A 12,707-nucleotide genomic window follows, 5' to 3' on the forward strand; every position below is an offset into this window, starting at 1 on the left:
TCACCGCTTCGGCAGCATCGAGCGGTAGCGGTCCCGCGCCACCAGCGTCAGCCGCACCTCGTCGAGCAGCGGGTCGATGAACTGCGCGCGGTAGGCGGTATCGCTGACCGCCTTCGCCGACAGGTACATGAAGGTGATCGCGGCCAGCAGCATGCTGGTCTGCAGCAAGGCATCTGGCACCGGCAGGGTCATCCCGAACAGTTGACCGTCGGGCCGCCCGACACCGCGGGTCCAGGCGTCCAGTGTCTCGGGGCTCAGGATGATGAGCCCGAACATCACGAAGATGGCACCGGTCAGCATCGCGACGGTGAGCACCTGGCTCAGTTGTGAGGAGGCGACGACGAAGACCACGTTGACCCGCTCGGTGCGGGACAGCGGTGCGGCGCCGGGACGGTCCGGCAGGTCGGCGAACGGCGTGCCGTCGAGGGTTTCGTCACCCTGCAGTGTCGGGCTGGACTCCGCCAGAATGGGCCGCACCTTGTCCAGGGTGGTCGACACCAGGAAGGCCGCGGCGATGGCAACCAGGAAAAGCATTCCTGCCCAGAGCCTTTGGCGGCTGATGACTGCCGTCATCTGCCAGACCGGGCCATTGAAGAAGACCAGGAACGTCAGCAGCACGACCGGTAGCGCGCGGACGAACATCCCGCCTATCGATGCCAGATTGGTGCGCGTGACGTAGAACAGGAAACCGAGCACCGATCCGGCGCCCGTGGCGGTGGCGGTCAGGATGATGGCGACCGTGATCGCGGCGCTGACCAGATTCACCAGAATCCGGTAACTCGGCCCGCCGAAAACCATTCCGATGACGATGAGCACCAACGCCACGTTGGCCGCCATCACCCGGTGTAGTGGCTCGGTCAGGCGGGACACCAGCCAGCCCACGAGTGCGGCGACCGGCAACACCAGCACCACCAGTGCGAGCGCGACGCCCTCGGCCAGATCGGGGCGGCCGGGAATGTCGACGGTGTGCTGGCCGGTGACCGCGACGATCGCGATCGAGTTCAGCGAGATGACGGCGTACGCCGCCAGCGCCGGCGCCGACCGGCTCCACACCCGGCGCACCAGGGCGCGTCTGCGGACCACGGCGGGCAGCCCGTGGACCAGGAACCAGTGCTCGGCGGCCAGGGGCGGAGGGGATGTCTGGGTCATCGGGAGGGGGTCGCGGGTCAGGAACCGTAGAAGAGTTGATGGACGAAGGGCGTCGAGTCGGCCATGGACGCCAGCACGGTTCCGCTGTGGTCCTCGTCCGGGTAGATCTTGAGGATCACATCCTGGTTGTTGGCCCGCAACTGGTCGAACAGCAGGATCGACGACCGGGCGGGCACGTCGGTGTCGAGCAACCCGGCGCCGAGGAAAATCGGCCGGTCGTAGCCGGACACCGGGGTCCCCATGTAGTTGTCCAGGGCCGCGTCCACACCGGGCAGGGACGCCAGAGGAGCGCGGAAGAACGCGTTGGGCGTCATGGCCTTCAGTCTTTCGTCCAACGCGGGTTTGCACAGCGTTTCGGCCGCGTCCACGGCGGAGCGCCCGGCCGGGGTGAGTACCGAGTCGATGTCGAGATCGGGGTTGGCTTCCCGCAGGCCGGCCAGGATGTAGGCGGTGTAACTGTTGGCGGCGGGGCCGAGTTCGGCCGGCAGTTCGAGATCGGGTCCGCCGAGTTTGACGATGGCCTCGATGTTGGCGGGCGTGCCGGTGGCGACCACGCCGCGGTAGTCGAGTCCGGAGCCGGCGCTGAATTCGGTTGCCCAGCGCGCACTGTTGACGGCAGCCCCGCCGCCCTGGGACTGCCCGACGATCGCCCACTCCGGCGACAACGGAAGGTCCATGCGGTGCATGGCGATCACGGAATCGACCACCGCGTGGGCGGTGGTCACGCTGTTGAGGTAGCTCATCAACCCGGGCGTACCCAGCCCCACGTAGTCGGTGCCGACAATGGCGTAGCCCTGATCGAGCCAGTGGGACAGGTACTCGTTGTCGCGGGGGCTGCGGGGCAGTGCCGACGGTGTGCAGTCGTCGCCGAGGCCCACGGTGCCGTGCGCCCACGCGATCACCGGCCAACCGCCCTGTGGCGCCGGTGTTTTCGGGGTGTACACCACCGCTGTGCTCACCGCGGGATCGCCATGCTGGTTGGTGGTGGCGTACAGGATCCGGTAGGCCGCACCGGCGCCGCCGACCGACAGTGCGGGATCCAGTGGCACGGTCTGGATCAACCCGCCCGGCGGGGGAATCGGGCCGTCGTAGGAGCGGGCATCCAGACCGGACCACTCCGGAGTCGCCGCCGCGGCCACGGGGGCCAGGAGAACAGCGGCTGCGGCTAACACGACCGCGAACAGGATCCGGTGCAGTCGCGTCATGTCAGTGCGAACCCGCCGCGATTGCCCACCGTCTTGCCCTCCTTCATCACCAGCAGGATATTGGCCGCATCGCCGAGGGAGTCGATGTCATCGAGGGGATTGCCGCGCACGACAACCAGATCCGCGGTCTTGCCGGATTCGACCGAGCCGAGGGTGTGGTCGAGTCCGCACAGGGCCGCCGATGTCAGCGTGCCGGCGACGATCGCCTGCATCGGGGTCAGGCCGCCGAACTTCACCAGCAGGCCCAGCTCTTTGAGGTTGGTGCCGTGGTCGGGGGACAGGCCCGCGTCGGTGCCCACCGCGATCTTGATCCCTGCTGCCGCGGAAGCGGCAATCGAATCATGGGCCATGGCATGCCATTTCGCGCTCTTGGCCGCGCCCTGCGGAGTCGCCGTCACCTCTGTCATGGTTTCCAGCAGCGTCGGCACCAGGAACGTGCCCTGCTCGACCATCTGGTGGCGCAGGTCGTCGTCGAGTTCGTAGCCGTGTTCGATGCTGTGCACACCGGCGTCGACGGCGGCCTTGATGCCGGCGTAGCCGATCGCGTGGGCAGCCACCGGACGGCCGCCGTAATTGTGACCCTCCTCGACGATCGCGGCGATCATCTCGCGGCGCATCCCGAGCCAGGTGGGGTCGTCGTTGGGCGAGGCCACCCCTCCGCTGGAGGCAACCTTGAGGACGTCGACCCCGGCGCGCAGCAGTTCGCGGGCCCGGGTGCGGGCGGCATCGACGCTGTCGACCAGGTAGGCGCCGATGAAACCGCCGAGGTCGATCCCCGAGGGCAGGTGGAAGTCGGCGTGGCCGCCGGTCTGGCTCAGCATGTTCACGGCGACCAGCAGCCGCGGGCCGCTGATGAGCCCGTCGGCGACGGCCTCCCGGACGCCGGTGTCGATGCCCATCAGATCCCGAGCGGTGGTCACCCCGTTCGCCACGGTCACCCGCAGCCGCTCGATCAACTCGAAGTAGCCGTAGGACGCCGGCTTGAGCGCCTTTTCCAGCGGGCTGCCCGAGGCGCCGGGCAGCCCGAAGTGGACGTGGCAGTCGAAGAAGCCGGGGCACACCGTGTGCCCTCCGAGATCGATACGGACCGCGCCGGGCGCCGCCGGGGCGTCGTGTTCGGGCCCGGCCCAGGAGATCCGGTCGCCGTCGACCACCACCGCGGCGTTGTCGACGGGTGCGGCGCCGGTCCCGTCGATCAGTTGGGTGTTGTGTAGGACGTAGGTCGTCATCGTGCTGCCCACTCCACCAATTCCCCCGGCGGCGCGCAATCGCCCACGCCGCTGCTACTCCTGCGCAGCCGGGAGAGGCGTCCCGTTAGGCTTACGGCATGCAACGGATTATCGGGACCGAGGTCGAGTACGGCATCTCCTCGCCGTCCGACCCGACCGCCAATCCGATCCTGACCTCAACCCAGGCGGTGCTGGCCTATGCCGCGGCCGCGGGGATCCAGCGGGCCAAGCGGACCCGCTGGGACTATGAGGTGGAATCCCCGCTGCGCGACGCCCGCGGCTTCGACCTGAGCCGCGCCTCGGGGCCGCCGCCGATCGTCGACGCCGACGAGGTCGGCGCGGCCAACATGATCCTGACCAACGGTGCGCGGCTCTACGTCGACCATGCTCATCCGGAGTACTCGGCACCCGAGGTGACCGACCCGATGGACGCGGTGATCTGGGACAAGGCCGGTGAGCGGGTGATGGAGGCGGCCGCGCGGCATGTGGCCAGCGTGCCCGGGGCGGCCAAGCTGCAGCTCTACAAGAACAATGTCGACGGCAAGGGCGCGTCCTACGGCACCCACGAGAACTATCTGATGAGCCGCCAGACCCCGTTCTCGGCGGTGATCTCCGGTCTGACGCCGTTCATGGTGTCCCGGCAGGTCGTGACGGGTTCGGGCCGGGTGGGCATCGGACCCGCCGGTGACGAGCCCGGGTTCCACCGCCGGTGACGAGCCCGGGTTCCAGCTGTCCCAGCGGGCCGACTACATCGAGGTCGAGGTCGGCCTGGAGACCACGCTCAAGCGCGGCATCATCAACACCCGCGACGAACCGCACGCCGACGCCGACAAGTACCGCCGGCTGCACGTCATCATCGGTGACGCCAACCTGGCCGAGACCTCGACGTATCTCAAGGTGGGCACCACCTCGCTGGTACTCGATCTGATCGAGGAGGGCCCCCAGCACGGGCTCGATCTGTCGGATCTGGCGCTGGCCCGGCCGGTGCACGCGGTCCACGTGATCAGCCGGGATCCGTCCCTGCGGGCCACGGTGGCGCTGGCCGACGGCCGCGAGTTGACCGCCCTGGCGCTGCAGCGCATCTACCTGGACCGCGTCGCCAAACTGGTGGACGCCCGCGATCCCGACCCACGGGCCTCGCACGTCGTCGAAACCTGGGCGCACGTGCTTGACCTGCTGGAACGCGACCCGATGGAATGCGCCGAGCTGCTGGACTGGCCGGCCAAACTGCGGCTGCTCGAAGGTTTCCGCAACCGGGAGAACCTGAGCTGGTCGGCGCCCCGACTGCACCTGGTCGACCTGCAGTACTCCGACGTCCGGCTGGACAAGGGCCTGTACAACCGGCTGGTCGCCCGCGGGTCGATGAAACGCCTGGTCACCGAGCAGCAGGTGCTCGACGCGGTGGACAACCCGCCCACTGACACCCGGGCCTACTTCCGCGGTGAATGTCTGCGCCGGTTCGGCGCCGATATCGCCGCCGCGAGCTGGGACTCGGTGATCTTCGATCTGGGTGGTGACTCGCTGGTCCGGATCCCGACCCTGGAGCCGCTGCGGGGGAGCAAGGCTCATGTCGGTGCTTTGCTGGATTCGGTGGATAGCGCCGTCGAACTGGTGGAACAACTCACGACCTGACGATCGTTAGAACGAGCAATACCGGCCTCGACCGGTACTGTGGAAGAACCGGCGGCCCGTACCGGATGGCACGACACGGTCGCCTGACGAGCAGGAGGCAGCGATGGCTCAAGAGCAGACCAAGCGTGGTGGCGGCGGCGGCGAGGACGACGACCTCACCGGCAATGCGGCCGGCGGGCAGGAGCGTCGCGACAAGCTCGCCGAGGAGACCGACGATCTGCTGGATGAGATCGATGACGTCCTTGAAGAGAACGCCGAGGACTTCGTGCGCGCATACGTCCAAAAGGGCGGACAGTGACCTGGCCGTTCTCTGATCGCCTGGCCACTAGTTCACCCCTGACGGATCTGTCTTCGTTCTCCGAGTTCCTCCGGCGCGAAGCACCTCAGCTGTTGCCCACGGCAGGGACCGTTGGCGCCCCCGCGCCCGGTGATGCCCTGCCGCACGGCACCACGATCGTCGCGCTGAGGTATCCCGGCGGGGTGCTCATCGCCGGCGATCGGCGTTCCACCCAGGGGCACATGATCGCTGGGCGTGACGTCCAGAAGGTCTACATCACCGACGATTACACCGCGACCGGCATCGCGGGCACCGCGGCCATCGCCGTCGAGTTCGCCCGGCTGTACGCGGTGGAACTCGAGCACTACGAGAAGCTCGAAGGCGTGCCGCTGACGTTCGCCGGCAAGGTGAACCGGTTGGCGATCATGGTGCGCGGCAACCTCGGTGCGGCCCTGCAGGGTTTCGTGGCGCTGCCGCTGCTGGTGGGCTACGACCTCGACGACCCGGATCCACAGGCGGCCGGCCGCATCGTGTCCTTCGACGCGGCGGGCGGCTGGAACATCGAGGACGAGGGCTACCAGTCGGTGGGCTCGGGTTCGATCTTCGCCAAGTCGTCGATCAAGAAGCTCTACGCCGGTGTGACAGACGCTGATTCGGCGCTGAAGGTCGCTGTCGAGGCGCTCTACGACGCCGCCGACGACGACTCGGCGACGGGCGGGCCGGACCTGGTCCGCGGGATCTTCCCGACCGCGGTCACCATCGAGGCCGACGGCGCCGTCGAGGTGGCCGAGGAGCGGATCTCCCGGCTGGCCCGCGAGGTCATCGAAACACGTTCCCGGACAAACACGTTCGGCCCCGGTAAGGGCCCGAGCAACGAAGCACCGCGGGTGGATTAGTGAGCTTCCCATATTTCATCTCGCCCGAACAGGCGATGCGCGAGCGTTCCGAGCTCGCGCGCAAGGGTATTGCCCGGGGACGCAGCGTGGTCGCGCTGGCTTATGCCGGCGGTGTGCTGTTCGTCGCCGAGAACCCGTCGCGGTCCCTGCAGAAGGTCAGTGAGCTCTACGACCGGGTGGGCTTCGCGGCTGTCGGCCGGTTCAACGAGTTCGACAACCTGCGGCGCGGCGGTATCCAGTTCGCCGACACCCGCGGCTACGCCTATGACCGCCGCGACGTCACCGGCCGTCAGCTGGCCAACGTCTACGCCCAGACCCTGGGCACCATCTTCACCGAGCAGGCCAAGCCCTACGAGGTGGAGCTGTGTGTCGCCGAGGTGGCGCACTACGGCGAGACGAAAGCCCCTGAGCTGTACCGGATCACCTACGACGGGTCGATCGCCGACGAGCCGCACTTCGTGGTGATGGGCGGTACCACCGACCCGATCATCACCGCGCTCAAGGAGTCCTACTCGGAGAACGCCGAGTTGGCCGACGCGGTCAAGATCGCGGTCGACGCGCTGCGCGCCGGTATCTCGAGTGCCACCAACAACGCCACCCCACCCGCCGAGCCGCGGGTGCTGGGACCGTCCACCCTGGAGGTGGCGATCCTGGACGCCAAGCGGCCGCGCCGGGCGTTCCGCCGGATCACCGGTGCCGCGTTGGAAGCCTTGCTGCCCAAGGATGATTCATCGGCTCCTGCGGCTGAGAGCCCCAACGCCGAGTAGATCTACCGGATGTGGTCCCGGTCGCCGGTGATCACCGCCAGGATGGCGCGCCACGCGTCGGATGGTTCGGTCAGCACGTCGCTGTGGGTCGACGGACCGACCATCGGCCATCCGGTGAGACGCCGGCCGGCCGGCAGCGCGATGACGCCGGGCATCTCGTCGGGGTCGGCGCCGTGCGGCCCGAACGGGATGCCCTGAACCGCGCTGATCAGATCGCCCGGTGCAGTCATGCTGAACCGCAGCACATCCCGATTGCGGTTGTGCCAGTCCGCGGGGCTGTGCACCCCCACGCCCGCGCCCGCGGCTTCGACATAGATCACCCGGTCGGCGGTCAGCCCCATCCGCTCGGCGGTGCCCACGATCGACCCGCCGTAGGAGTGCCCGATGACGGTCACCGGGATAGCCCCGGCGCGGCGTTCGACATCCTCGCTGAACGCCACCAGGCGCGGCGCCATCGCCTCGGCGTAGTGCGGGTCGGCGGCATCGGCGATACCCGCCAGCAACGGTCCGGTGGGGAACTGCCCGCCCAGATAGCTGATCATCGCGACGTCGCCGCCGGAACCCGCGACGAAACGCCGGGCGGTGGCGACGTCGTCGGCGATGTCAGCGAACCGGGTATTGAGACCGGGTACCAGCACGGCGATGGCCCTGGCCCGGGACAGATCGCCGGACAACTCCACCAGCGATGCGCGCTGCGGGTCGAATGCCAGGATCTGGCGGGGAATCCGGCGCTGCGGGTCCATCGGGTCGGGGACGTCGGCGATAAGTGTTTCGTAGTAGGCGATCCGCTGCCGGGCCGCGCGGTCGTGGCCGGCGATCGCGGCGTCGCGCAGCACGGGATCGGTGTGCAGGACTGCCCAGAGTCGTTCGGCGTCAGCGGGATTGAGGGCAGGGGAGATGGCTGCCCGGAGCTTGTCCTCGACGGGACGATCCAGGGTGCGCCGCTCGTCGAGGATGGCGGTGGCGATGTTGACGCGGTTGGCGGCGATCCTGAGCTCCCAGGGCACGCCATCGGTGTTGCCCACCTCGTGCGGGTGTTGTTCGGCCAGCAGGTGCTGTTCGGCGGGGGACAGGGCGGCGATCTGCGCGCCGATGCGGTCCTGGGCCAGCGTGGACCAGCCGGCCGGGTCGGGACCGCTGACCCCGGCGGGGCGGGTCGCGGCCGGACCGGGGGTGATGTCGAAGGCGGCGTCGATGGCACGGGCCGCGTCGGCATCGGCCCTGCCGAGTCGCTCCAGGCTGTCCTGCACGCGCCGGGTCAGGTCGGCGCACCGCACGTCGAGCATCACCGTGGCGGCCGCCGCCGACCCACCGGCGCAGGCCACCAGGAGTTCGGGCGGATTCGGCGGCGGGCCGGCGGTGCCGTCGTCGGCGATCGGACATCCCTCGGCGTGCGCCTCGGCGAGCACGGCGAGCACCCCGTCGCGGGCGGCACCCAGCGTCACTGCCGCATCGCGGGCTTGCGCCGCGGCCAGCACCAGAGCCCGGCACATCGTCCGCAGTCCGGTGGCGGCGGGTGTGATCGCGGTTCGGGCCGCTTGTGCCGCGGTCCCGTTCCACGAGGTGGTACCGGCTGCCTGGTCGACGGTGTCGGCGTGGCTCTGCAGCGCGCCGGCCGCACGGTCCCACTCCTCGGCGAGCTCACCGAGTGCCTCGGGTTGCCACGCCAACGCCTGGGAGACGGTCGGCCTGCTCACCGCAGTCGCTCGGCGTGGTCCTGTTCTGCGGTGGTCAGTTCGCCGGCGCAGCGCCGGGCGGCCTCCGCCCATCGGCCGGCCGTCGCGGCGTGTCGGTGCACGTCAGCGGTAGCGCGCGCGGGTGCCTGCGAGGCGGCGAGCGCCGAACCGGTCAGCCCGCGTACCTCGGCGATGGACAGCGCCGACAGCGCCGTCGCGCACCGGGCCACCCGGTTGGTCAGGGCCCCGAGTGCGGCGGTGTCGAGGCCGACGGGTTCGGGCATGGCTCATGCTCACACGGGTTCCCGGCGACGGTATTCGCCGATGCACAGGGCAATCCGCCGCGACCCGAGCAGGTTTCGCTGACGGCTTGCCCACCGCTACCGCATGACAACCAGTACGCTCGGTGATGTGCAGCGACGGATCATGGGCATCGAAACGGAATTCGGTGTCACCTGCACGTTCCACGGCCATCGTCGGCTCAGTCCGGACGAGGTCGCCCGGTACCTGTTCCGCCGGGTGGTGTCGTGGGGCCGCAGCTCGAACGTATTCCTGCGCAACGGCGCGCGCCTGTACCTGGATGTCGGCAGCCATCCGGAGTACGCCACCGCCGAATGCGACAACCTGGTGCAGCTGGTCACCCATGACCGCGCCGGCGAGCGGGTCCTGGAAGACCTGCTCATCGATGCCGAGCAGCGGCTGGCCGATGAGGGCATCGGCGGGGACATCTACCTGTTCAAGAACAACACCGACTCGGCAGGCAACTCTTACGGGTGCCATGAGAACTATCTGATCGTGCGGGCCGGGGAGTTCTCCCGGATCTCCGACGTGCTGCTGCCGTTCCTGGTCACCCGCCAGCTGATCTGCGGTGCGGGCAAGGTGCTGCAGACGCCGAAGGCCGCGACGTTCTGCCTGTCGCAGCGCGCCGAACACATCTGGGAAGGCGTGTCGAGTGCGACCACGCGCTCGCGGCCGATCATCAACACCCGCGACGAGCCCCACGCCGACGCCGAGAAGTACCGCCGGCTGCACGTGATCGTGGGCGACTCCAACATGTGCGAAGCCACCACCATGCTCAAGGTGGGCACCGCCTCGCTCGTGCTGGAGATGATCGAGGCCGGTGTGGCGTTCCGCGACTTCTCGCTGGACAACCCGATCCGGGCCATCCGCGAGGTCAGCCACGACCTGACCGGCCGCAGGCCGGTGCGGCTGGCCGGCGGGCGGCAGGCCAGCGCCCTGGACATCCAGCGGGAGTACTTCACCCGCGCGGTGGAGTACCTGCAGACCCGCGAGCCCAACACCCAGATCGACCAGGTGGTCGACCTGTGGGGCCGTCAGCTCGACGCGGTCGAGAGCCAGGACTTCGCCAAGGTCGACACCGAGATCGACTGGGTGATCAAGCGCAAGCTGTTCCAGCGCTATCAGGACCGCTACAACATGGAGTTGTCCGACCCGAAGATCAGCCAGCTCGACCTGGCCTACCACGACATCAAGCGCGGCCGCGGCGTGTTCGACCTGCTGCAGCGCAAGGGGCTGGCGGCCCGGATCACCACTGACGAGGAGATCGAGGCCGCCGTCGACACCCCGCCGCAGACCACCCGCGCCAAGCTGCGTGGTGAGTTCATCAGCGCGGCGCAGGAGGCCGGCCGGGACTTCACCGTCGACTGGGTACACCTCAAGCTCAATGACCAGGCCCAGCGCACGGTGCTCTGCAAGGACCCGTTCCGCTCGGTCGACGAACGGGTCAAGCGGCTCATCGCCAGCATGTAGGGCCAGGGGCGCGCCGCACTGCTGACCGGCCGATTCCCGCTAAGGTTGGGCGAGTGGCGACATCCAAGGTCGAACGGTTGATGAACCTCGTCATCGCCCTGCTCTCCACCCACGGCTACATCACCGCCGAGCGCATCCGCGAGAGCGTCGCCGGTTACGCCGACAGTCCCAGCGACGAGGCGTTCTCCCGGATGTTCGAACGTGACAAGAACGAGTTGCGCGACCTGGGTATCCCGCTGGAGACCGGACGGGTGTCGTCGTTCGACCCCGCCGAGGGCTACCGCATCAACCGCAACGCCTACGCCCTGCCCGATATCGAACTCACCGCCGAGGAAGCCGCCGCCGTCGCGGTGGCCGTCCAACTCTGGGAGTCACCCGAACTCATCACCGCCACCCAGGGCGCGCTGCTGAAACTGCGCGCCGCCGGGGTCGACGTCGACCCCGATGCGGCGGTCGCGATCACGACCGCCGCGGGTCCGCCGGGACTGCGTGGCTCGGAGGATGTGCTGGGAATCCTGTTGTCCGCCATCGATTCCGGGCAGCCGGTACGGTTCCGGCACCGGCCGCTGCCGACCGAGCCCTACACGGTGCGCACTGTCGAACCCTGGGGTGTGGTCACCGCGCGGGGACGCTGGTATCTGGTCGGGCACGACCGGGACCGCGACGCCACCCGCACCTTCCGGCTGTCCCGGATCGGGGCCGACGTTCAGACCGTGGGGCCGCCGGGATCCGTGACCCGGCCCGAAGGCGCCGATCTGCGGGCCATCGTGGAGAAGGCGATCGGCGAGGCGCCCACCGGGGTGCGCGCCGCGGTGTGGGTGGCCGACGGGCGGGCGACCGCGCTGCGCCGGGCCGGGACCTCGACCGGCCCGCGCACCATCGGTGGCCGCGCCGGCGAGGTCCTCGAACTCGACCTCGGCACCCGCGACCGGCTGGCCCGCGAGATCGCCGGCTACGGTGCGGATGCCTTGGTCCTGGAACCGCAGTCGCTGCGCGAGGACGTGGTGGCACGGTTGACGGCGCAGGCCAAACCATGACCCCCGTCTCGACCCGCCTGGTGCGGCTCCTCAACATGGTCCCGTACCTGAAGGCCAACCCGCAGATCACCTACGACGAGGCCGCCGCCGACCTTGGCGTCACCCGCAAGCAACTGCAGCAGGACCTCGACCAGTTGTGGATGTGCGGCCTGCCCGGCTACGGGCCCGGCGACCTGATCGATTTCGAGTTCTCCGGCGACTCCATCAACGTGACGTTCACCGCCGGGGTTGACGCGCCGCTGCGGCTGACGTCCCCGGAAGCCACCGGACTGCTCGTCGCGCTGCGGGCCCTGGTGGACATCCCCGGCGTCGTCGACCCCGAGGCCGCGCGCAGCGCCATCGCCAAGATCGAGTCGGCAGCGGGCACCATCGCTCACGACCAGACCCATGCCGCGGCGGCCGAGAACGAGCCGGCGCCGATCGAGAGCGGCGCCGCCGCGGCGGTGCGCGCCGCGGTCCGCGGCGGGCGGGCACTGAGTATCGAGTACTACTCGGCCTCCCGGGACATGCTGTCCACCCGCATCGTCGACCCGATCCGGGTGGTCCTGGTCGCCGACCACAGCTATCTGGAGGCATGGTCGCGCGAAGCCGAGGGGGTTCGGCTGTTCCGCTTCGACCGCATCGTCGACGCCCACGTCCTCGACGAACCCGCCGCACCCCCGGCACCGGCGGTGCAGGCGCAGCCGGACACCTCGCTGTTCACCGGCGGTGCAGGCGCAGCCGGACACCTCGCTGTTCGACGCTGACCCGGCGCTGCCGTCGGCCACCCTGCTGGTGTCGCCGACGGCGTCCTGGATGCTCGAGTACTACCCGATGCGGGTCGGCAAGCAACTGCCCGACGGCTCGTGCGAGGCGGCGATGACGTATGCCTCCGACGACTGGATGACGCGGCTGATCCTGGGCTTCGGCCCCGATGTGCGGGTGCTCGCGCCACCGTCCCTGGTGACGCGGGTGGCCGAGGCGGCCAACGCGGCCCTGACCGCCTACCGGGAGCTGACCGGCTGAATCCGCGTCCACGCTCGTCACCGGGCAGGTGGGGTAGCATCGAACAGACATCTGGAGGTGACCA

General features: G+C 69.3%; 10 protein-coding genes and 2 pseudogenes. 7 read left to right on the forward strand and 5 right to left on the reverse strand.

What is annotated here, in order from left to right:
* From BN3385_RS18115 to BN3385_RS18125, 3 genes are read right to left on the reverse strand one after another with little or no spacing between them, the layout of a single operon-like run.
* Nucleotides 1-1,149, reverse strand: coding sequence for a hypothetical protein (locus BN3385_RS18115; protein WP_059018705.1), 1,149 nt, complete (start codon nt 1,147-1,149; stop codon nt 1-3).
* Between the two features lie 17 nt (nt 1,150-1,166).
* The gene (locus tag BN3385_RS18120; RefSeq protein ID WP_059018707.1) at nt 1,167-2,354 is read right to left on the reverse strand and encodes an alpha/beta hydrolase family protein; all 1,188 of its coding nucleotides are present in this window, start codon (nt 2,352-2,354) and stop codon (nt 1,167-1,169) included.
* The gene (locus BN3385_RS18125) at nt 2,351-3,583 is read right to left on the reverse strand and encodes a metal-dependent hydrolase family protein (protein WP_059022116.1); all 1,233 of its coding nucleotides are present in this window, start codon (nt 3,581-3,583) and stop codon (nt 2,351-2,353) included. Before BN3385_RS18125 ends, BN3385_RS18120 begins: the two co-directional genes overlap by 4 nt.
* 98 nt (nt 3,584-3,681) lie before the next feature.
* Between BN3385_RS18125 and dop the strand changes: the two are divergent.
* The 4 genes and pseudogenes from dop (at nt 3,682) to prcA (ending at nt 7,155) form a co-directional block, all read left to right on the forward strand.
* Nucleotides 3,682-5,215 (forward strand): annotated as a pseudogene (gene dop / locus BN3385_RS18130) (depupylase/deamidase Dop).
* A 103-nt stretch (nt 5,216-5,318) separates the two neighbouring features.
* Nucleotides 5,319-5,513 (forward strand): ubiquitin-like protein Pup, encoded by a 195-nt coding sequence (locus BN3385_RS18135; protein ID WP_059018709.1) that lies wholly within the window; start codon nt 5,319-5,321, stop codon nt 5,511-5,513.
* A complete protein-coding gene (gene prcB / locus BN3385_RS18140; RefSeq protein ID WP_059018712.1) occupies nt 5,510-6,388 on the forward strand; it encodes a proteasome subunit beta in 879 nt (292 codons plus the stop codon). The genes BN3385_RS18135 and prcB overlap by 4 nt, the downstream gene beginning before the upstream one ends.
* A complete protein-coding gene (gene prcA / locus BN3385_RS18145) occupies nt 6,388-7,155 on the forward strand; it encodes a proteasome subunit alpha (RefSeq protein WP_059018714.1) in 768 nt (255 codons plus the stop codon). Before prcB ends, prcA begins: the two co-directional genes overlap by 1 nt.
* A gap of 2 nt (nt 7,156-7,157) precedes the next feature.
* Here the strand turns inward: prcA and BN3385_RS18150 are convergent, their stop codons facing one another.
* Together BN3385_RS18150 and BN3385_RS18155 are read right to left on the reverse strand one after the other, a co-directional pair.
* Nucleotides 7,158-8,852 carry an alpha/beta hydrolase gene (locus BN3385_RS18150; RefSeq protein ID WP_059018716.1) on the reverse strand — a complete coding sequence of 565 codons (1,695 nt, stop codon included), beginning with the start codon at nt 8,850-8,852 and terminating at the stop codon, nt 7,158-7,160.
* Nucleotides 8,849-9,115, reverse strand: a complete 267-nt coding sequence (locus BN3385_RS18155) for a hypothetical protein (protein WP_059018718.1) — start codon at nt 9,113-9,115, stop codon at nt 8,849-8,851. The genes BN3385_RS18150 and BN3385_RS18155 overlap by 4 nt, the downstream gene beginning before the upstream one ends.
* A 127-nt stretch (nt 9,116-9,242) precedes the next feature.
* On the opposite strand from BN3385_RS18155, the gene pafA reads away from it, so the two are divergent.
* From pafA to BN3385_RS18170, 3 genes and pseudogenes are all read left to right on the forward strand, one after another.
* Nucleotides 9,243-10,601 (forward strand): Pup--protein ligase, encoded by a 1,359-nt coding sequence (gene pafA, locus BN3385_RS18160; RefSeq protein ID WP_156432941.1) that lies wholly within the window; start codon nt 9,243-9,245, stop codon nt 10,599-10,601.
* Between the two features lie 53 nt (nt 10,602-10,654).
* Nucleotides 10,655-11,638, forward strand: a complete 984-nt coding sequence (locus tag BN3385_RS18165) for a helix-turn-helix transcriptional regulator (RefSeq protein WP_059018720.1) — start codon at nt 10,655-10,657, stop codon at nt 11,636-11,638.
* A pseudogene (locus tag BN3385_RS18170) lies at nt 11,635-12,643 on the forward strand (helix-turn-helix transcriptional regulator). Before BN3385_RS18165 ends, BN3385_RS18170 begins: the two are co-directional and overlap by 4 nt.
* Nucleotides 12,644-12,707: the final 64 nt, after the last annotated feature.

Source organism: Mycobacterium sp. M26, assembly GCF_001494595.1.
In the GTDB taxonomy this organism is placed as follows: domain Bacteria; phylum Actinomycetota; class Actinomycetes; order Mycobacteriales; family Mycobacteriaceae; genus Mycobacterium.

Excerpts from the sequence above, each read along its gene's own strand:
- BN3385_RS18125 (WP_059022116.1), bottom strand. The coding sequence starts at position 3,583 with ATGACGACCTACGTCCTACACAACACCCAACTGATCGACGGGACCGGC.
- BN3385_RS18120 (WP_059018707.1), bottom strand. The coding sequence starts at position 2,354 with ATGACGCGACTGCACCGGATCCTGTTCGCGGTCGTGTTAGCCGCAGCC.
- BN3385_RS18155 (WP_059018718.1), bottom strand. The coding sequence starts at position 9,115 with ATGCCCGAACCCGTCGGCCTCGACACCGCCGCACTCGGGGCCCTGACC.
- BN3385_RS18115 (WP_059018705.1), bottom strand. The coding sequence starts at position 1,149 with ATGACCCAGACATCCCCTCCGCCCCTGGCCGCCGAGCACTGGTTCCTG.
- BN3385_RS18135 (WP_059018709.1), top strand. The coding sequence starts at position 5,319 with ATGGCTCAAGAGCAGACCAAGCGTGGTGGCGGCGGCGGCGAGGACGAC.